We start from the raw sequence: 20,624 nt of genomic DNA, 5'->3' as shown, positions 1-20,624 counted from the left end.
GAGATATATTTATGGTAGAAAAAGTTTATCCAATGACAGTAGAAGGAAAAGAAAAACTAGAACAAGAACTAGAGGAATTAAAAACCGTTAAACGCGGTGAGATCATCGAGCGTATCAAAGTTGCTAGAAGTTTTGGCGATCTTTCCGAGAATTCAGAGTATGAATCAGCGAAAGATGAGCAAGCATTTGTTGAAGGTCGTATCACAACATTGGAAAATATGATTCGATTTGCTCAAATCATCGATAACAACAATGTGGACCAAGACGAAGTTTCTCTTGGGAAAACAGTTGTCTTCAAAGAATTACCCGATGAAGAAGAAGAAGAATACACGATCGTAGGCAGTGCAGAAGCAGATCCCTTCTCAGGAAAAATCTCGAATGATTCTCCTATCGCACAAGCTTTGATTGGTAAGAAAATCGACGATGAAGTAACGATCTCTACACCTGGTGGCGAAATGCTAGTGAAAATAGTTGCAGTAAAATAAATCAGAGAGAACCAATAGGAATAGACCGTAGGGGTTTATTCCTTTTTCTTTCTGTTTTTCAGCCCCACGACTGATGAATAGACAGCTGGATTTTAGTATGATGGGGAGAGAAAAAGAAGTAGGAGGAATTTCTATGAATAGTCCATGGCGGTTTTTTATCGTTGTAGAGGCTTTATTGTTTCTACTGGCTGTTTGGCAGATCATTAATAATGCGCCGTTGCTGATTCTTTTAGGCATAGGATTATTGAATGTTTATATTGCTGCGAACAGAAAGAAACAAAGTAAAACTAAAAATTTTCAGCTGATTGTGGGCTGTTTAATGATCCTAATCAGTTTATTGAATAGTGTTGCCTTGTGGTTGATGCTGGTCTTTGCGGTACTTTTTATAGGATTGAAGGGTGTTGAATTGTCAGGTATTGATTTTTCCAAACGCTCTTTTTGGCAGAAAAAACAAATAATCATGGTTGAAACCACAGAACCACAGGACCACGGTGGCAAAAAGAAAAAACAGCAATGGTTTGGAAATGAGCGAATCGGTAACACTGTCTATGAGTGGGACGATATCAACTTGAGTATTTTGTCTGGAGATACAATCATTGATTTAGGGAATACAATTTTACCTAAAAATGATAATATTGTATTAGTAAGAAAAGGGTTTGGTCGGACGCGTATTTTGATTCCTACAGGCATCGGTGTGCAGCTGGAGCATGCAGCATTTGCTGGCTCAGTGATTTTCGAGTCAAAAGAAACGGAGCTACGTAATGAAGTTCTGACTGTTTTCAGTAATGACTATAGCGATAGTCCAAGAAGGTTGAAGATCGTCTCTAATACCTTACTAGGTGATTTAGAGGTGATTCGTGTATGATAGGAAAAACCTCTAGAGGCATGGTGGCACTGTACAGTACCTTTGCGACCTTTTTGATCTTGATCCTGGTTCTGTTTACCTATCTTTTTGCGATAGGGCAAACACATTGGTGGCTACAATTATTTCAAGTGAAAGTCTTATTCATCCCATTGATTTTTTATCTTTTAACGATTTCTGTTGCCGTGGGATTTTCGGTCTTTTTATTCATTGCTTTTTCACAGAAAAAGTTGCTGACACCGATTGAGGAAAAAATGCGACTGCTAGCTAGTGGCAATTTAGAAAGCCCGGTCTTGAATGAAAACATGCCCTTGTCTGCTTCTAATAAAGAATTGTTTGATATGGACAATGATATTCATCAGATCAAAGATAAGCTGAGAGAAATGTCGAATGAATTACAGATTCTGAATGCTCGTCCGCAAGTAGTAGATGGACAGACAAAGGAAGAGATTCTAGAAAATGAGCGTCAGCGTCTAGCAAGAGAACTGCATGATTCTGTTTCACAACAGCTTTTTGCGGCAATGATGATGATGTCCGCGTTGAACGAGCAAGCCAAGAAAACGCAAGTGCCTGAGATGCAACGCAAGCAACTATCAATGGTGTCCGATATCATCAATGCTTCTCAGTCAGAGATGCGAGCGTTGTTGTTGCATTTGCGCCCAGTAACTTTGGAAGGAAAAAGCTTGAAGCAGGGGATCGAACAGCTCTTGAGAGAGCTACGAACTAAAATCAATATTGCATTAAAATGGGATATTGAGGATTTAAGTATTCCTAACAGTATTGAAGATCAATTGTTTCGTGTGATTCAGGAGTTGCTTTCAAACACTTTGCGTCATGCAAAAGCGTCCGAGTTAGAGGTCTATCTCAATTTGATCGATCAAAATATTTTGTTGAGAGTCATCGACGACGGTGTTGGCTTCGATCATGAGATACAACAGAAAAAAGCCGGAAGTTACGGCTTGATGAATATTCGTGAGCGGGTAACTGGCGTGGGTGGTACCCTGAAAATCATTAGCTTTAAAAATCAAGGAACAAGTATAGAAATCAAAATTCCGTTAATAAAGGAGGTTCCCGTTAAATGATAAAAGTATTGTTGGTAGATGATCATGAGATGGTTCGATTAGGTGTTTCTTCTTATCTGTTTATTCAAGAGGATATCGAAGTGGTTGGCGAGGCAGAAAATGGTCGTATTGGCTATGAAAAGGCCTTGGAGCTGCGTCCTGACGTGATCTTAATGGACTTGGTAATGGATGAGATGGACGGGATCGAATCAACGAAGGCGATCTTGAACGATTGGCCAGAAGCTAAAATTATTATTGTTACAAGCTTTATTGATGATGAAAAAGTATATCCGGCGATTGAGGCAGGTGCAGCTGGTTATTTGTTAAAAACTTCAACTGCGCATGAAATTGCGGATGCGATTCGGGCAACGCAAAGGGGAGAACGTGTGCTTGAACCGGAAGTGACAACAAAAATGGTCAATCGCATGACCAATAAAACCATCGAATTACACGAAGATCTAACGAATCGTGAACGTGAGGTATTGATGCTGATTTCACAGGGAAAAAGCAATCAAGAAATTGCTGACGAGCTCTTTATTACTTTGAAAACAGTAAAAACACATGTGTCTAATATCTTATCGAAGTTGGAAGTGGACGATCGAACACAAGCAGCGATTTATGCCTTCAAGCATAAATTAGTGAAGTAGGTTCCTTAAAGGAGAAAAAGAACATGAGACAAAATTATGCAATCATTGGATTAGGTCGTTTTGGTGGGAGTATTTGCCGAACTTTGATAGAATCAGGTCAAGAGGTTCTAGCAATTGATAACAATGAAGACCGTGTGAATGAATACATGAATATCGCAACGCATGCAGTTGTGGGGAATGCCCAAGATGAGATGATGTTAAGATCATTAGGAATTCGAAATTTTGACCATGTGATCGTGGCGATAGGTGAAGACATTCAGGCAAGTATTTTGGTTACCTTGATGGTAAAAGAAATGGGGGTACCTAAAGTTTTAGCGAAAGCTCAAAACGAATACCATGCTCGTGTCTTAGAAAAAATCGGTGCGGATCGTGTGGTCCATCCTGAACGGGATATGGGTGTCAGAATTGCTCATAATCTTGTTTCTAAGAATATCTTGGACTTTATTGAACTGTCAGATGAGTTTTCTTTGGCTGAGATTCGAGTAAACAATCCGCGTTTTTTCAACAAGTCATTGCTTGAATTGAATTTTCGTCAGAAGTTTGGTCTAACTGTAGTAGCGATCCGTCGTGGAGAAGGAAAAGTCGTAGTTTCACCGTCGGCAAGCGAAATAGTTAGAGAAAATGATAATCTACTGGTGATTGGGAATACCGACGAAGTAGATATGCTTGATGAAAAACTAAACGACTAGAGGTGTATAGGATGAAAGTGACGGTTACGGCAAAAGCATTGGACTGGTTTAAGCAAGAAGTAAAGATTCAACCAGAAATGGGCATTCGCTTTTTTGGAAAAATTTATGGAAATACACAAGTACATGATGGGTTTTCTGTAGGCATGTCTGTTGATCGACCAGAAAATCCACTATTCAAAGAAGAAATCGACGGAATTTTATTTTTTGCTGAAGAGAGTGACGATTGGTTTTTCAAGGGACTGGAAATGGTTGTTGATTACGATGAAAAATTGAACGAACCAAAATACTTGTTCTCCGAAGTTAAATAAACATTTAGAAAGCTGATTGCGTTCCTGCAATTTAGCTTTTTTGCTTTTTCAGTTTCATTTTTATGCTATAATTTTAAGAATCAGAAGGTTATCATTCATAGTGAATATTGAAAAAAGTTACTTCATATTGATTTGACTCATCATGAAAGAAGTCATTTGTTTCTATATGGAGAGAAGTCAACTTTTGTTATGAAGAGGAGCATCAGAAGGGAGAATTGAAGATGTTATCAATTGTTGTGCCTTGCTATAATGAAGAGGAATCACTCCCTTTTTTCTTAAAGGCGGTTGAGCAAAGATCTCGAGAAATTACACACTCGATTGAATATATTTTTGTCAACGATGGTTCCACTGATGCTACGTTGACTGTGCTGAAAGAGTTTCATCATCAATTACCAAAAAAGGTGAGATTTATTTCATTTTCAAGAAATTTTGGCAAAGAAGCTGCACTTTATGCAGGGCTTCAGGCAGCAAAAGGAGATCTTGTGACGGTGATGGATGCTGACCTTCAAGATCCTCCAGAATTACTGCCCAAAATGATCCAGATGATTGAGAACTCAGATATTGACTGTGTAGGTACTAGAAGATCCGATAGACAAGGTGAGCCGCCAGTACGTAGTTTTTTTGCTCGTCTTTTTTATAAGGTGATCAATAAGTATGGGGATACAGAAATGATTGATGGCGCCCGAGATTTTCGACTAATGACTCGTCAAATGGTTGATGCAATTTTGGATGTAACTGAGTACAATCGCTTTTCTAAAGGAATTTTTAGTTGGGTTGGTTTTAAGACAGAGTATCTATCTTATGAAAATCGAGAACGGGTAGCTGGAGAAACGACTTGGTCTTTTTGGAGCCTGTTTAAGTATTCAATCGATGGGTTGATCAACTTTTCAGATGCACCATTGACGATTGCCTCTTTTGTAGGTGCTTTTTCTTGTGTTGGAGCTGGAATTGCTTTGATTTTCATTGTCTTGAGGGCACTGATTTTTGGAGATCCAACGAGTGGCTGGCCTTCACTGGTCTCAGTTATTCTATTTGTAGGTGGTTTGCAGCTTTTGTGTCTAGGGATCATCGGAAAGTACATTGGCAAGATTTTCTTGGAGACAAAAAATCGACCGATCTATATCATAAAAGAAACTGAAAAAGATTTATTAGATAAAAAATTATAAAAAAGACCTAAAGAAAGCCGATAAATCAGCTTTCTTTAGGCATTTTTTAGTAACCTGATTTGATATTGACGATGTTTTTTGTCAATGATCCTTTTTCAGCAAATGCTTCAAAGTTGTCTATGAAAATCTGCATAAATGCTTTTTGGAAATGGGGCGTATAGCCCGAAAGATGTGGCGTGATCAGTACATTTTTCAATGTCCATAATGGATAATCCTTTGGAAGCGGCTCATCTTCGAAAACATCTAGTGCAGCAAAGCCTAGTTTTTCATCGACCAGTGACTGGTAGAGTGCTTCGGTATCGACACTGGCCCCACGACCAACATTGATGAAGGTGGCAGATTTTTTCATCACATCAAATAAATTTTTATTGTAGAGATGATAAGTATCCTCTGTCAGTGGCAGTATATTGATGACTACATCAGCTTTTTGTGCTTGATGTGCCAACTCTACCAAAGCATAGGTTTCGGAGAAATAGTCGATTTTCCGACCGTTAGTATTAATCCCAATCGAGGAGCATTGGAAAAAATCAAGAGATTTGGCTAAGCATTGACCAATTTTTCCAGTTCCCACAATAAGAATGCGCAGATCTTGTAAATTATTGATTGCTACATCCGGCTGCCACAGTGCTTCTTGCTGATTTTGCATGGCCTCAAAGATTCCACGACTTTTCATAAATAAGATGGCTAGCAAATGATCTGTGATCGATTGGGCGTGAATTCCTCTTGCATTGGACAAACGAACGCCGTAGGTTTCAAATTTTTCCAATGGTAGGGTGTCGACTCCTGCTGAAATCGATTGAACCCATTTTAAAGAAGAGCCGGCGATCAGCAGCTTCTTTTCCCAATCGTTGGACCAACCGATCGTGATTTCAACTTTGTTCCAGTCAAAATTACTGTCGATCTCATCAGCAGTAACAAAGTGATGGTTGGGAGAGATCTCTTTCATTTGCTGAATAAATTCTGCTCGAAAAGGTCTCGTTGCTAAGATATATTTTGTCATAGATTGAACCCCCTTTTCCTTTAGTCTAGCAAATTTTTCAAAAAAAAGACATTCCCAATTACGGAAATGTCATTCCTTCATTTGATCTTTTTTTACTGTTTGAGGAAAAATAAAAATGCTCGCCATTAAGATGAAGGTGCTTGCATCAAATGAAAAAGTAAAGAACTGAATCAGTGTAGTCATGCAAACAGGTAGGGTAATACATAATGCAAGAATTTTTAAGTTGTCCAAAAAGGAATAGTGGATCCTTAAGAAGCGACAATAGATATTAGCGAAAAGAGAACCGATTAACAGTGTAAAAATCACACTGATAAAAGAGGGATACAGTGCAACGATAAAAACAATTAAATAAATCCACCAAGGCATCTGGTTGTAAGAAAGCATTTCCCGTACTACACTGTCATCTAACTGATCCAATCCGTTTTCCTGATAAGAGAATTCTAATTGACTGCTGCCTAACAGTGAAGTAGTCAACTCATTTGCTGGTAGAGCAAGGACAATGGATTCAGGGAGCAGTCCGATACTGAATAAATTTCCCACCAAATCATTGGAAATATCTTCAGCAGTTCGATGACCTTCTGGATCAAATGTAAAAATAATAGAGTCTGTTTGATAGATAAAGCCTTCTCCTGGAGATTCAGTTGTCAGTCTCCCGTTTTGAATGCTGAAAGGAGGAATTTTTTCTGCGATCGTTTGGCCATCGGTCCGAATCTCTTGCATACCTTGAAAAACGTGTGTGACAAGGGGAATGGTTGAAAGAAAGCTCAATAAGATCAAATAGCCGATGATTTTTCCCAGCCCGACTTTTCTTGCTTCTTTTAATTGACTAAAATTAAAAAAAGAATATTTTGCTAATTGCATCAATGACATGATAAAATCCCTTCATATTGTAAATAAATTTTAATGCTAAGTCCTATTGTAGCAGAAGACAATTAGAAACAAAATAAGAAAAGCGCTAGATTTGAATTCTAAAGGAGTAAAAGCATGAATTTATTACAGAAATTTCGAAACGAACTCGAAAAAAGAAAGCTATGGGAAGTGTTTACTTACCTGTTTTTTGGCGTGTGTACAACGATCGTTAATATTGTTATTCATTTGATTTGTCTGGATATTTTGAACTTTCATTACATGGTAGCGACAGTGATTTCCTGGTTGGGAGCTGTATTGTTTGCTTTTGTCACGAATAAAAAATGGGTCTTTCATTCCAGCTCTAGTACAGCTTCTGAATGGTGGACAGAATTTTTGAGATTTATTTTTTATCGTCTGGTTTCCTTGGTTTTGGATATGGGAAGCATGTTTTTGATGATCGATCTATTGAAAATCGATGGCATGGTAGCGAAAGTTCTTACACAGATTCTAGTTGTGGTCGCCAATTATGTGTTCAGTAAATTCTTGATTTTTACCAAAGGAAATAAAAATAAATAAAAAACGAAGCAAATTTTTTGAAGAAAATCGTTTTCTCTGATACTCTTACAATATAAATAACATTTAGGAGGAATCTTTTTATGACTTACCAATTACCAGAATTACCATATGCTTATGATGCATTAGAACCACACATTGACACTGAGACAATGCACTTACATCATGACAAACATCATAACACGTATGTGACAAACTTGAATGCAGCAGTTGACAAGCATCCTGAACTAGCAAGTAAATCTGTAGAAGAATTAATTTCTGATTTAGCAGCGGTTCCTGAAGACATTCGTACAGCAGTACGTAATAATGGTGGTGGACATGCAAACCATACTTTATTCTGGGAAATCATGGCTCCTAATGCTGGCGGCGAACCTGTTGGAGAATTAAAAGCAGCGATCGATGAAAAATTCGGTAGCTTTGAAGAATTTAAAGCAGAATTCAAAACAGCAGCAACTGGACGTTTTGGTTCTGGTTGGGCTTGGTTAGCTTTGAATAATGGGATTTTAGAAGTAACTTCTACTCCTAACCAAGATTCACCATTAATGGATGGTCGTACTCCGATCGTTGGTTTAGACGTTTGGGAGCACGCTTACTACTTGAACTACAAAAACGTTCGTCCAGACTATATCGATGCATTCTGGAAATTAGTCAACTGGGAAAAAGCAAACGAATGGTACAACGCAGCAAAATAAGTTGATTTTTTGAAAGTCAGATAGTCGATCTATCTGGCTTTTTTTTCGTGACAATTTGAAAAAGGACTTCTATACTTAGTGATACAAGGAGTGGTAGAGATGTTGGAGAGAAAAAATGTGACAAGTGAGGAAGAAATCGATGCACTGCATGAAGTAGTCGTAAAGATTTGGCAAGAGGTTTTTACACCAATTATCGGTGAACAGCAAGTAGCCTATATGCTAGAAAATTATCAAGGAAAAGAGAATATTCGTCAGGAAATCGAGCAAGGTACCTGTTATTATTCATTGTATTATCAAGAAGAGCTCGTCGGATATACAGCCTATGAAGTGAAAAAGGATCATCTGTATCTGAGCAAAATTTATATCTCCGAAAGCTATCGTGGAAAAGGCTTGATGCGAGAAGTTTTTGACTGGTACGATCAATTGAGTAAGAATTTGGCTTTAAAACAGTATTTAAGAGTCAATCAGGGAAATAAGCAGGCGATTGATGTCTATCAAAAACGCGGGTTTAAATTGATGCGAGAAGATATTGCCGATATCGGTGAAGGCTATCAGATGGTCGATTATATATTTGAAAAAAACAGTTGATAACGTTTTCTATTTTGTTATAATAGTATCAACGGAAAAAATTCGTTATTTTAATATTTTGGAGGCTTTATCTATATGGAAAAAGGTACAGTGAAATGGTTCAACAATGAAAAAGGCTTTGGCTTTCTGACAGTTGAAGGTGGCGACGATGTATTTGTTCACTTTTCAGCGATCCAAGGCGACGGTTTTAAATCTTTAGAAGAAGGACAAGAAGTAGAATTCACAATCGTTGAAGGCGCTCGTGGTCCACAAGCTGCAGAAGTAACGAAACTGTAGTTCGATCGATTGAAAAAAATTTCAGTAGGAAGAAGACTTGGAGTAGATTCAAGTCTTTTTTGATGAATGAAGTTAGGATGGAGAGATTTATGCATTATCGAAAAAGGAAAAGAAGAAAATTTGTATGGATAAGCATGTTTCTAGTGGTAGCGATGCTTTCTTTTTTTACAATAACTAGATTCTATAGTCATTCGCATCCCTTGAGTAAGCATGTATTTTCCCATCGTGGTGCTTCTGGTGAAGAAATAGAACATACATTTGCAGCTTATGATTTGGCAATTCTATATGGATCAAAATATATAGAACAAGATCTTGTTACTTCAAAAGAGGGGACGTTGTTTGTATCTCATGATTTGTCTGCAAAAAAAATAACAGGTGTGGACTGATTGTTTTCAGAGATGTCAGATGATGAGATCCGAAATTTAAAAACAGAAGATGGTAGTCCGATACTTGGATTACAAGAAGTCTTCGATAAGTATGACAAATCAGTCACCTATGTTATTGAGCTAAAAGAAAATTCACTTCAAACTGAGTTGTTTGAAAAAATTATTATAGAAAACAATTTGGATGAAAGTACGATTGTACAGGCTTCGGATATTCAAACGTTAAAGGAATTAGAAGAAATATTTCCTCAGATGCCCAAACTATTATTAGTAAAAGAACAAGATGAACTAGACAAAAGTATTGATTATGATGAAGTAGATATTGTTTCGGTGAATAAGAAATTGATGAATAAAGAAAATGTAAAAAAAGTTCAGGAACAACATAAAAAATTCAATGTATGGACGTTAAATAGCACTGACGAAATAAAAGAAGCGATTCATTTGGGTGTAGATAGTTATTTTACAGATTATACAGCTAAGGCATTTATATTGGAAAAAGAAAATCGGTAAGCACATAGTTCCTTTTTTCGAGTATCCATCTATTATCGGAACTCGATATAAGCGTACTTAAATTCTGAGTAAAGCTATTAAAATCGACTATAATACTGACGTTTAAAAGAGTGCCTAGTGCAGAAAACTCTTTCTTTTGTTGCTATTTTTTTCTTTTTTTGTTATCTTCAATATATTAAAAAACGAATGAGGTTATAGTATGAAACGAGTAATTACCTATGGAACTTTCGATTTACTACATTACGGACATATCAACTTATTGCGTCGGGCAAAGGAACAGGGCGATTATTTGATCGTTGCTTTGTCAACAGATGAGTTTAACTGGAATGAGAAGCAAAAGAAATGCTATTTCTCTTATGAAAAACGCAAACATTTGCTGGAAGCGATTCGTTATGTAGATCTAGTCATTCCTGAAAATGGCTGGGATCAAAAAGTTTCTGACGTCAAAGAATATCATATCGACACCTTTGTTATGGGAGATGACTGGACAGGTAAATTTGATTTTGTTCAAGAAGAAACAGATGCGGAAGTCGTCTATCTATCCCGTACGCCGGAAATTTCTACCACACAAATCAAAAAAGATTTACAATTGAACGAAGAATAAGTCGAGGAGCTACTCGACTTTTTTAGTGTTTCGTTTAAATTTTTCTAATAGGAATGTTTCCTACAAAAAAATATGGTATTATAACTATGATTTTTTGTAATTGAAAAGCGTTTTAAGAATGGATGAATAAATTTGGAAAACAATCAAGTGAAAGTAAGAAGTACTTTGGTGACTAAAGAGTATGATCTTTATAAAAAGAAATCAGACAAAGTAAAAGCGCTATTTAAATTTTATCAGCGCAATGTACCACATTTCTGGGCTTTGAAGGGTGTTAGCTTTGAAGTAAAAGCTGGCGAATCGATTGGGATCATTGGAATCAATGGTTCAGGGAAATCTACCTTGTCAAATGTGATCAGCGGTATCATTCCGCCGACCTCTGGTACAATGGATGTCAATGGTGAAACGTCTATTATCTCGATCGGTGCTGGTTTGAAGTTTCAGCTTACTGGGTTAGAAAATATTCGATTGAAAGCTCTGATGTCTGGTATGACCAATAAAGAAATCGATGAAAAACTGGATGAGATCATTGCCTTTGCTGATTTGGGAGATTTTATCAATCAGCCAGTAAAAAGTTATTCTAGCGGGATGCGTTCTCGTTTGGGTTTTGCGATTGCCGTTCATAACAATCCAGATATTTTAGTTATCGATGAAGCCTTGTCCGTGGGAGATGAGACCTTCTACCAAAAATGTGTGGACAAGATTCTTGAATTTAAAAAACAAGGCAAGACGATTTTCTTTGTTAGTCATGCCTTGGGTCAAGTGGAGAAGCTCTGTGACAAAACGATTTGGATGCATTATGGTAGTTTGAGAATGTTTGGTCCAACCGCTGAAGTCATGAAAGAATACCGTGACTTTATCAGCTGGTTTAAAAAGCAATCTAAAAAAGACCAAAAAAGATACCAAGATGACCAAAAAGAAGCACAAAAATCATTTTCTTTGGAAAACTTAGGAAATGAAGTTGCTGCAGATTCAGAGCTGCAGGCTCAAAACCTTTCTGAGAAGGAAGTTGCCAAAAATCTGAACCGTACACCTCTTGGAGAAAAAATGACCGTACCGACAAAACTTCTATTGACAGGAGCTGTCGTGGCTACGATGTTTTGTTCGTTGGTCTCTTTTAGTGGGCGTTCAATCACTTATGCTATTCAGAATCCTGTAGAAGTGATTACTCAAGTGTTTAAATAAGAATTGATTTATCAATTCAGATAGAAAAGGAAGAGTTTTGTGAAAGAAATTGTTGCTGTGATTAAAGAACAGTTCCAGCATGTCGGAATGATCTTCCGCATGTCTAGTTATGAAGACAAAGCTACTTATCAAAGTCATTACTTAGGATTAGCTTGGCAGATCTTGAATCCTGCTATTCAAATAGGGATCTATTATTTAGTATTTGGGATTGGTGTCAATCAAGGCAGAGAGATCTCTGGTGTCCCATTTATCGTATGGATGTTGATCGGTATCACTGCCTGGTTTTATATCAACTCCTCTATTTTAGGTGCTTCTAACAGTATCCATCGCCAAGTAGGCATGGTTGCTAAAATGAAGTTTCCTGTTAGTGTATTGCCAACGATCAATATCGTTAGTAATCTGTCTTCATATTTTCCAATGGTAGCCATCGTTATCGGAACGGTCTTAGCTTTCGGTGTTACCCCTACATTGTATTGGCTACAATATATTTATTATTTTATCTGTATGATCGCCTTTTTATTTGCTTTCGGTTTATTGAATGCAACGATCACTGTCTTGATTCGGGACTATCACATTTTTTTACAGTCCGTTTTGCGACTGTTGTTCTATGTTTCTGGTCCAATCTGGGACATTCAAAATCGTAGTTTGCCGGTGTGGCTGGTTAAAATATTGCAACTGAATCCTGTGTATTATATTATCGAAGGTTTCCGTGATTCTTTCTTAAATCGAGCATGGTTTTGGGAAAAGACGACATATGGTCTGATTTTTTGGGGAATTGTGCTAATCCTGTTGATTTTGGGAAGTCACCTTCACATGAAATTTAGAGCAAAATTTGTAGATTACATTTAAGAGATGGGCAACCATCTCTTTTCATTTAGATTTCAGTAGTGTTAAGTTTCTGTAATAAAGCCTTCGTGATGTTGATACAGATACAAAGTTGTGGCAAAATTTAAACGATTACTCTTAGGATAAGATAGGATGAGGTGCAAAATGCGTTTATACCAAAAAATCATCATCGGTATATTGAGTTTGGCTGCAGTTGCCGTAATCGGTTTGACCTTTTACGGAATGAAAGCTTTAGATGAAGTCAATGATGTAGTAAACAATATCAATCAATTGGCAAATAGAGAAACGAAAAAAAGAGAGGTTGCTGTGAGTATTGAAGACCGCGAACCTTTCTCCATTTTATTATTAGGTACAGATGTAGGAGCACTTGGAAGAACCGGTCAAGGTCGTTCTGACAGTATGATGGTTGTAACAGTCAATCCTAAGAAGCAACAGTCAACCATCGTTAGTTTGGATCGCGACATCATGGCAGATATGCTGGATGGCGGAACATTCGACAAGTTGAACCATGCCTATGCCTTTGGTGGTGTGGAGCTGTCAATGGATGCTGTCGAGAAGCTACTGGACATACCGATCGATCACTACGTTATCTTGAACATGCAGGGACTAAGTGACCTGATTGATGCCGTGGACGGCATTGATGTAGACAATCAGATCGATTTCACTTTGGAAGGTGTCCACGTTCCCTTCGGACAAATTACTTTAGATGGTAAGACCGGTCTAGCTTATGCTAGAATGAGAAAAGATGATCCCGACGGAGATATTGGTCGTCAAAGACGCCAACGTGAAGTCGTCACAAAAGTGATCGAAAAAGTATTGAGTGTTGACGGTGTCAGCAATTATCAAAACATCCTGAAAGCAGTTGAAAAAAATTCTAAGACGGATTTGACCTGGGATCAAATGTTGGATATCGCAACCAATTATTATCCAGCCTTTAATAATATCGAACAGGAACAGTTGGAAGGAAATGGCCAATTGATCAATGAAATCTATTATCAGATTTTAGGTATCAACGAACTGTTGGATGTTCAGAATTTGTTAAAGGAACAACTGGAAATGCCGACGAGTGAAACACTTGAAATTGATCCACAATACGAATATTCATACAATGGATTCATAGGTAATCAATTTTATGATGATTCGAATACACAAGAAGTATATGTTTCCGGGGATACTGATCCGGATGACGACTATTAAAACGATCTTCGGATCGTTTTTTAGTTTTCCACAAAAAAATGTCAAAAAAAATGTTTCACGAGAGATGTAAGAAAGTTCCTTTTGTAAATGTTGTTAAATCATGTTTTGTGTATTTTTTGTAAAGATGTAAAAAATAAATGTGAAACAATTGCGTATTTTAAGAGATGAGCATTGTTCAAGAGGACTAGTAATAAAATACCTTCAATGTTTCGCAGGAAATTTTCTCGAATGTGAAGTGGTACTATGTAAAGCTAAGGGTCAATTGCAACAAGAGGTTTTATAAGGATTTCTTTATTTCGTCTTTTTTCCTGTTTTAATTTGATTTTTTTGGTAAAATAAGACAGTAGTTCTAGTATATGGAAGGAATGTCAACATGCAAAAACTCAAAAAGTTTCTCCCTAAAAAAAATCAAGCCGAACCAACGGCTCCAACAGATAAACATAACCGAAAATCTCATGTCCCTTTTCGATTGAATCTTTTATTTTTTGTCATCTTTGGTTTGTTTGTAACACTGATCGCTCAATTAGGTTCGTTGCAGATCATCGACAACCAACAATTCGAGCAGCAATTAAAAGCAGCCTCTGTATTCAAGATCCAAGGAAGTACTCCCCGTGGACAGATTTACGACACAAACGGTGAGCCACTAGTGGAAAATGTTTCTAATGCTGCGATCACCTTTACGCGTGGATATCAGATGGCTGCCAAAGATCTTTTACAAACAGCGCAACGACTGAATGATTTGATCGAGATTGAAGTTGATGAAAAATTGACTGAACGAGATTTGAAAGATTATTGGTTAGCTGACCCAGACCATTTAGCAGCAGCGCAAGAATTGCTGACAGATGAAGAAAAACAGGCAGGCAGCTCTCAGGAGTATGCGTATTTAGTTGAAAAAGTGACAGATGAACAGATTGCTTTTGATCAAGAAGATTTGAAGGCTGCTACTTTATTCAAACGATTGAATAGTGCGCAGCAGCTGACGACCGTCTTCGTTAAAAACGAAGGGGTAACGGACCGAGAATTAGCTGTCGTATCAGAGCGAGGCAAGGAGCTTCCAGGCATATCCACAGGCATGGACTGGGACAGAAACGTCGTAACAGATGTAAATGCTATCCAAACATTGATTGGTCGAGTATCTAAAGATGGTCTCCAAGCTGATAATGCGCAAGAATATTTGGATAAGGGCTATGCTTACAATGACCGTATCGGAACAAGTTTTTTAGAGAAACAGTACGAGGAGATCTTGCAAGGAGTTAAATCAGAGCAAGAGATCACCGTCAATCAAAACGGAAACATCGAAAGCCAAAAAGAGGTCTTTTCTGGTGAAAAGGGCGACAATCTAGTCTTGACGATCGATTCGGAGTTTCAACAAAAAGTTGATGATATCGTCAAAAACGTTTATCAAAACTTGATTGATGTCGGAGCAGCCGAATATTCTCCGGGAGTATATGTCGTAGCGATGAATCCCAAGACTGGTGCCATTATCGCCATGTCAGGCTACTATCATGACATTGAGACTAATGAGCTTTCAGATAATGTTATCGGTACGTATCAACATGCTTTTGAGCCGGGCTCAGTGATGAAGGCTGGAACCTTAACAGCTGGCTGGGAGAGTGGCGTCCTTCAAGGAAATCAAGAGTTGTATGATCAACCAATCTACTTGCAGGGGTCAAATCCGAAAGCTTCGATTTTCAATAGACAAGGCTATAATAATCGCAATCTAACAGCAACCAAATCTTTGGAAATCTCTTCCAACTCCTACATGATTCAAGTTGGATTGAAAATGTTAGGCATCGATTATGATGGCAAGGCGTTGAATATGCCAAGTGTAACGAGACAAGCAGAGGTTTATCAACAAATTCGCGATGCCTATGCCTCTTACGGTATGGGAGTAAAAACCGGCATTGATTTGCCGGATGAAGCGACCGGATTACGACCGGATGTTTCTGAGTTGTCCGATGAAAACTTTGATGCTGCCAAGATCCTCGATTTGACTTTTGGGCAGTTTGATACGTATACAGCGATGCAGCTAGCTCAATATGTGGCGACGATCGCTAATGATGGAAAGCGAGTTCAGCCTCACCTGGTTGAAGGGATCTATGGCAATGATGATCATGGAAATCTTGGTGAATTGAAGGAAGAATTCGGTCCAAATGTATTGAATGAAGTCAATATTTCTGAAGAAAATATGAATATTATTCAACAGGGATTCTATGATGTTGTTCATGGTAGTGACGCCTTCACTACTGGACGGGCTTTACAAAATACCAAAATCGACTTGGCTGCAAAAACGGGTACCGCTGAAGGGGTAGTCTATGACGACGGCAAGGCGATCGACGTAGACAGTCGTAATTTGGTTTCCTATGGTCCTTATTCAGATCCGGAGATTGCTTTGGCTGTGGTAGTTCCTCAAATCTCTACAGGGCATCGCGTGTCGCCAAACACCGAGTTGACACGTCAAATCATGAACGCCTACTATGATACTTTTATGGCAGATCGTTAAAAAATAAATACCGTTGACCAACTTGAAAGAAGATGTTGGCAACGGTATTTTTGTGTTACAATAGCGAAAGGAAATGGAGGAGATCCTGTGAAGGAATTAAAGATAAGCGAGCTGACAAAAACCTATGGAGAGAAGACGCTTTTTGATCAGATTTCCTTTTTGATTCACGAACGAGACCGTATCGGATTGATCGGTGTCAATGGTACGGGAAAAACGAGTTTACTGTCGATCCTGTCTGGGAACGAAGGCGGAGATGGAGACAAGCAGACAGTTTTTTATCCGAGTGATTATCGGATTGGTTATTTGTCTCAAGCAGCAAATTTCGATCCGCAGCAAACCGTTCTAGAAACCGTCTTTCAAGGAGAAAGCGAGCAGCTGAGAACAGTCAAACGCTATGAACAAGCGTTGTTTCAATTAGAAATAAATGGAGAAGATCCATCTGTACAAAAAGAATATACATTGGCAGAAGAAGCAATGAATGAAAAAGATGCCTGGCTGACCGACACGAATGCCAAAATCATTTTGCAGAAGCTGGGGATCGATCAGCTGGACAAACCGATGGCTGAGTTATCGGGCGGGCAGCAAAAAAGAGTAGGACTTGCACAAATACTGATCGACGAACCGGATCTACTGCTTTTAGATGAACCGACCAACCACTTGGACTATCAAGCAATCCAGTGGCTGGAAGGATATCTCAAGCACTATCGTGGCGCCCTTCTTATGGTTACCCATGACCGATATTTTCTGGATCGTGTCACCAATCGCATTTTTGAATTGTCCTTTGGAAAGCTCCACGAATATCAAGGGAATTACGAAGCTTATGTTTTGCAACGTGCAGAAAGAGAACGTGTCGAAAATGAGCAGGAACAAAAACGCAAACAACTTTATAAGCAGGAACTAGAATGGATGCGTGCGGGTGTAAAAGCAAGAACGACTAAACAACAAGCCAGAATTGGTCGTTTTGAAGATTTGAAAGAAAATCTTCACCAAGTGCAAAGTAGTGGAGAAGTAGAGATCGATATTGCGACCAAGCGCTTAGGAAAAAAAGTCCTTGAAATAAAAGAAGGTGTCTATTTCATTGAGGGTCAGTGCATTTTGGATCACTTTGATCTTCTGATTCAATCACGAGAACGGTTGGGGATCACTGGAGAAAATGGTGCTGGAAAATCGACCTTGCTTAATCTGCTGTCTGGTCGTTTGGAATTGGAGAGTGGCGAATTGATCACTGGGGAAACTGTCCGCTTGGCCTATTATACACAGCAGAATGAAGAGATGGATCCTGAGCAGCGAATGATCGCCTATTTACAAGAGGCTGCTGAAGAAGTTCGTCGCAGTGATGGTTCTCAGATTAGTGTAGCTGAGATGCTGGAACGTTTCTTATTTCCACGTTTTATGCATGGAACAAAGATCGGTAAACTTTCTGGTGGTGAGAAACGTCGGCTGTTTTTGTTGAAGCTGTTAATCGGGCAACCCAATGTTTTATTGTTAGATGAACCGACCAACGATCTAGATATTGATACACTGACTGTTTTGGAAGATTATCTGCATTCTTTTCCGGGAGCAGTTATTACGGTTTCCCATGACCGCTATTTCTTGGACAAAGCTGCTGAAAAGCTGTTGATCTTTAAAGGTCAAGGAAGCATTGACAGTTACTTTGGTTCGATCAATGATTATCTGTCACAGCAGTCAAAAGAGCCAACAGTGATCAAAGAAAAAGTGACAGAAAAGCAACCGGAAAAGAAAGAAAAGAAAAAGCTAAGTTACATGGAGAAAAAAGAGTGGGAAACGATTGAAGAGGAGATCGCTGAACTGGAAGAAAAAATCACCGTTCTTACTGAAGAAATGAATCATCAGGGAGACAACTTTACAAAATTACAAGAATTGCAAAAAGAAGTCAGCCAAGCCGAAGAAGCATTAGATGAAAAGCTTGAGCGTTGGGAATACTTGAGTGAATTTGCAGAAGGTTAAGGAGGAAACGAATAAATGGAACAAGCGTACCTTGATTTAGGAAGACTGATTTTGGAAGAAGGAAATCAGAAAGGGGACCGTACTGGAACCGGAACTAAGAGTATCTTTGGACATCAAATGCGTTTTGATTTAAGTCAGGGATTTCCGTTATTAACGACAAAAAGAGTTCCTTTTGGATTGATCAAAAGTGAATTGTTGTGGTTTTTAAAAGGGGACACCAATATTCGTTACTTACTCCAACATAAGAATCATATTTGGGATGAATGGGCGTTTGAACGCTATGTCCAAAGTGAGGATTACCAAGGACCGGACATGACAGATTTTGGCCGTCGTTGTCTGGTAGATTCAGACTTCAATGAGGTGTATCAAGAAGAGCTTAACAAATTCTGCCAGCAGATCGTTGAAGACGAAGCTTTTGCAGAGCAACACGGTGATCTTGGTAAAGTGTATGGGTATCAATGGCGTCACTGGGAAAAAGCAAAAGGTGGTTTTATTGATCAGATTCAGGAAATCATCGAGATGATCAAAACAACACCTGATTCTCGTCGATTGATTGTTTCAGCTTGGAATCCTGAAGACGTGCCGACCATGGCCTTGCCTCCTTGTCATACAATGTTTCAATTTTATGTAAATGACGGCAAGTTGAGCTGTCAGCTTTATCAGAGAAGCGCGGATGTTTTTTTGGGGGTTCCATTTAATATTGCTAGTTATGCGTTGCTGACGCATTTGATTGCTCATGAAACTGGTTTACAGGTAGGCGATTTTGTCCATACTTTGGGGGATGCTCACTTATACAACAACCATTTTGAGCAAATGGAGGAACAGTTGTCCCGTGACGTTCGACCAGCACCAAAATTGGTCTTAAATCATGAGAAGCAATCGATTTTTGATTTTGAAATGGAAGATATCGGCTTGGAGGGGTATGATCCTCATCCAACAATCAAAGCACCGATCGCAGTATAGAGGAGGAAAACGAAATGTTGACAGCCATTTGGGCGCAAGACAAAACAGGTTTGATCGGTAAAGACGGACGTCTGCCATGGTACCTACCAGCAGATCTAAAATTCTTCAAAGAGACGACAGTCGGACAGACAATCGTGATGGGAAGAAAGACCTTTGAAGGTATGGGAAAAAGACCGCTTCCTAACCGTCAGACGATCGTATTGACTCGAGACAAGGCTTACCAAAGCGAAGGTATCTTAGTTTTGCATACGATAGAAGACGTGCTGGCTTATGCCGAACAACAAGCGACACCAGTATTTATTACTGGAGGAGCGATGATCTATCAGGATTTTTTGCCTTATTGTCAGCAGTTGTATCGAACAGTGATCGAGGAGTCCTTTGAAGGAGATACCTATTTCCCAGAAGTTGATTGGGAGCAATGGATGCTTTCAGAGACTGATGAAGGAATCATTGATGAAAAAAATCGCCATCCTTACCGTTTTGAAAACTATCTTCGTAAATAGAGAAAGATCCAAACAATCACAAAGGCTCGCAAGTGAGCTATTGTGATCGTTTGGATCTTTGTTTTTATTTGATTTTGCTACAGGTGCTCACGTATAGAGCAAGACGGAGAAGTACATCAGACCTGCACCTAACATTACGAATAGATGCCAGACGACATGCATGAAGCGAACGTCTTTCAATCCGTAGAACAAGGCTCCTACTGTATAGGAAACACCGCCGCCTGCTAAAAGCCCTGTTCCCCAAACACCGAGAGAATCTATCAAAGGCTTGAAAGCTAATACGCATAACCAACCCATGACGATATAAATAAGGGTGGAGATTTTTGATACCGTTTCTTTTCGATGGAGGGTCACTGATTTATAAATGACACCACTGATGGCAAGCAACCAGATACTTACAAAGAGAGTCCATCCCATCCAGCCTCGAATGCTAAGTAAACAAAAAGGGGTGTAACTTCCGGCAATCAGTAGAAAGATCGAGGCATGGTCAAACACTTGGAAAACCTTTTTTGCCCGAGTGAAAATCAGGCTATGGAACAAGGTAGAAAATAAAAAAAGTAAAATCATTGTTGAACCGTAGATAGCGTATGAAACGACATGCATGGCTGAGCCAAGACGAGCGCCCTTGACCAACAAAATCACTAGCCCTGCAATACTCAATCCGCAGCCGAGCCCATGGGTCACAGCATTTAGTACCTCATTGACAATTAGATATTTTCTAGTAAATTTGGAAGTTTCCATTAAGTGCTCCTCTTTTCGTTTGGAAATA

The 20,624-nt window shown here is 38.8% G+C and carries 24 protein-coding genes; 21 read left to right on the top strand and 3 right to left on the bottom strand.

The features are described from left to right. Window positions 1-11: 11 nt before the first annotated feature. The 7 genes from greA (at window position 12) to ACWODM_RS08005 (ending at window position 5,218) form a co-directional block, all read left to right on the top strand. Window positions 12-485, top strand: a complete 474-nt coding sequence (gene greA, locus ACWODM_RS08035) for a transcription elongation factor GreA (protein ID WP_455320861.1) — start codon at window positions 12-14, stop codon at window positions 483-485. Between the two features lie 133 nt (window positions 486-618). After that, entirely contained in the window at window positions 619-1,350 is a 732-nt protein-coding gene (liaF, locus tag ACWODM_RS08030; protein WP_455320860.1) for a cell wall-active antibiotics response protein LiaF, read from the top strand. Beyond that, a complete protein-coding gene (locus tag ACWODM_RS08025; protein ID WP_455320859.1) occupies window positions 1,347-2,429 on the top strand; it encodes a sensor histidine kinase in 1,083 nt (360 codons plus the stop codon). The genes liaF and ACWODM_RS08025 overlap by 4 nt, the downstream gene beginning before the upstream one ends. Further along, window positions 2,426-3,055, top strand: coding sequence for a response regulator (locus tag ACWODM_RS08020; protein WP_455320858.1), 630 nt, complete (start codon window positions 2,426-2,428; stop codon window positions 3,053-3,055). Before ACWODM_RS08025 ends, ACWODM_RS08020 begins: the two co-directional genes overlap by 4 nt. Before the next feature lie 23 nt (window positions 3,056-3,078). Further along, complete coding sequence (locus tag ACWODM_RS08015) at window positions 3,079-3,744, top strand: potassium channel family protein (protein ID WP_455320857.1); 666 nt, start codon at window positions 3,079-3,081, stop codon at window positions 3,742-3,744. An 11-nt stretch (window positions 3,745-3,755) separates the two neighbouring features. Continuing rightward, window positions 3,756-4,052: a HesB/YadR/YfhF family protein gene (locus ACWODM_RS08010; RefSeq protein WP_455320856.1), complete on the top strand. Its 297-nt coding sequence runs from the start codon at window positions 3,756-3,758 to the stop codon at window positions 4,050-4,052. 221 nt (window positions 4,053-4,273) lie between these two features. Next, window positions 4,274-5,218, top strand: coding sequence for a glycosyltransferase family 2 protein (locus ACWODM_RS08005; protein WP_455320855.1), 945 nt, complete (start codon window positions 4,274-4,276; stop codon window positions 5,216-5,218). 46 nt (window positions 5,219-5,264) lie between these two features. On the opposite strand, the gene ACWODM_RS08000 is transcribed toward ACWODM_RS08005, so the two are convergent. Then, window positions 5,265-6,218 carry a phosphoglycerate dehydrogenase gene (locus tag ACWODM_RS08000; RefSeq protein WP_455320854.1) on the bottom strand — a complete coding sequence of 318 codons (954 nt, stop codon included), beginning with the start codon at window positions 6,216-6,218 and terminating at the stop codon, window positions 5,265-5,267. Between the two features lie 69 nt (window positions 6,219-6,287). Continuing rightward, a complete protein-coding gene (locus ACWODM_RS07995; RefSeq protein WP_455320853.1) occupies window positions 6,288-7,088 on the bottom strand; it encodes a DUF1189 domain-containing protein in 801 nt (266 codons plus the stop codon). Window positions 7,089-7,202: 114 nt separating this feature from the next. Between ACWODM_RS07995 and ACWODM_RS07990 the strand changes: the two genes are divergently transcribed. The 14 genes from ACWODM_RS07990 (at window position 7,203) to ACWODM_RS07925 (ending at window position 19,855) form a co-directional block, all read left to right on the top strand. Beyond that, window positions 7,203-7,643 (top strand): GtrA family protein, encoded by a 441-nt coding sequence (locus ACWODM_RS07990; protein WP_455320852.1) that lies wholly within the window; start codon window positions 7,203-7,205, stop codon window positions 7,641-7,643. 80 nt (window positions 7,644-7,723) lie between these two features. Beyond that, window positions 7,724-8,332, top strand: a complete 609-nt coding sequence (locus ACWODM_RS07985) for a superoxide dismutase (protein ID WP_455320851.1) — start codon at window positions 7,724-7,726, stop codon at window positions 8,330-8,332. A 99-nt stretch (window positions 8,333-8,431) separates the two neighbouring features. Further along, complete coding sequence (locus tag ACWODM_RS07980) at window positions 8,432-8,920, top strand: GNAT family N-acetyltransferase (RefSeq protein WP_455320850.1); 489 nt, start codon at window positions 8,432-8,434, stop codon at window positions 8,918-8,920. A 75-nt stretch (window positions 8,921-8,995) separates the two neighbouring features. Continuing rightward, complete coding sequence (locus ACWODM_RS07975) at window positions 8,996-9,196, top strand: cold-shock protein (protein ID WP_455320849.1); 201 nt, start codon at window positions 8,996-8,998, stop codon at window positions 9,194-9,196. 89 nt (window positions 9,197-9,285) lie between these two features. Next, entirely contained in the window at window positions 9,286-9,582 is a 297-nt protein-coding gene (locus tag ACWODM_RS07970) for a glycerophosphodiester phosphodiesterase family protein (protein ID WP_455320848.1), read from the top strand. After that, on the top strand, window positions 9,583-10,089 hold the full coding sequence (locus ACWODM_RS07965; RefSeq protein WP_455320847.1) for a glycerophosphodiester phosphodiesterase: 507 nt from the start codon (window positions 9,583-9,585) through the stop codon (window positions 10,087-10,089). Between the two features lie 199 nt (window positions 10,090-10,288). After that, window positions 10,289-10,693, top strand: coding sequence for a glycerol-3-phosphate cytidylyltransferase (tagD, locus tag ACWODM_RS07960; RefSeq protein WP_455320846.1), 405 nt, complete (start codon window positions 10,289-10,291; stop codon window positions 10,691-10,693). Window positions 10,694-10,825: 132 nt separating this feature from the next. Next, the gene (locus ACWODM_RS07955) at window positions 10,826-11,875 is read left to right on the top strand and encodes an ABC transporter ATP-binding protein (protein ID WP_455320845.1); all 1,050 of its coding nucleotides are present in this window, start codon (window positions 10,826-10,828) and stop codon (window positions 11,873-11,875) included. Window positions 11,876-11,914: 39 nt separating this feature from the next. Beyond that, window positions 11,915-12,724, top strand: coding sequence for an ABC transporter permease (locus tag ACWODM_RS07950; RefSeq protein ID WP_455320844.1), 810 nt, complete (start codon window positions 11,915-11,917; stop codon window positions 12,722-12,724). A 141-nt stretch (window positions 12,725-12,865) separates the two neighbouring features. Beyond that, window positions 12,866-13,918 carry an LCP family glycopolymer transferase gene (locus tag ACWODM_RS07945; protein WP_455320843.1) on the top strand — a complete coding sequence of 351 codons (1,053 nt, stop codon included), beginning with the start codon at window positions 12,866-12,868 and terminating at the stop codon, window positions 13,916-13,918. 373 nt (window positions 13,919-14,291) lie between these two features. Further along, entirely contained in the window at window positions 14,292-16,421 is a 2,130-nt protein-coding gene (locus ACWODM_RS07940) for a peptidoglycan D,D-transpeptidase FtsI family protein (RefSeq protein WP_455320842.1), read from the top strand. 87 nt (window positions 16,422-16,508) lie between these two features. Next, window positions 16,509-18,389 (top strand): ABC-F family ATP-binding cassette domain-containing protein, encoded by a 1,881-nt coding sequence (locus tag ACWODM_RS07935; protein WP_455320841.1) that lies wholly within the window; start codon window positions 16,509-16,511, stop codon window positions 18,387-18,389. A gap of 15 nt (window positions 18,390-18,404) precedes the next feature. Beyond that, the gene (locus tag ACWODM_RS07930) at window positions 18,405-19,352 is read left to right on the top strand and encodes a thymidylate synthase (protein WP_455320840.1); all 948 of its coding nucleotides are present in this window, start codon (window positions 18,405-18,407) and stop codon (window positions 19,350-19,352) included. A gap of 14 nt (window positions 19,353-19,366) precedes the next feature. Beyond that, on the top strand, window positions 19,367-19,855 hold the full coding sequence (locus tag ACWODM_RS07925; RefSeq protein WP_455320839.1) for a dihydrofolate reductase: 489 nt from the start codon (window positions 19,367-19,369) through the stop codon (window positions 19,853-19,855). Between the two features lie 87 nt (window positions 19,856-19,942). On the opposite strand, the gene trhA is transcribed toward ACWODM_RS07925, so the two are convergent. Next, window positions 19,943-20,596 (bottom strand): PAQR family membrane homeostasis protein TrhA, encoded by a 654-nt coding sequence (gene trhA / locus ACWODM_RS07920; RefSeq protein WP_455320838.1) that lies wholly within the window; start codon window positions 20,594-20,596, stop codon window positions 19,943-19,945. Between the last annotated feature and the right edge of the window lie 28 nt (window positions 20,597-20,624).

It is taken from the genome of Enterococcus olivae (genome assembly GCF_053760925.1).
This window is presented reverse-complemented; position numbering and strand designations above follow the sequence as displayed.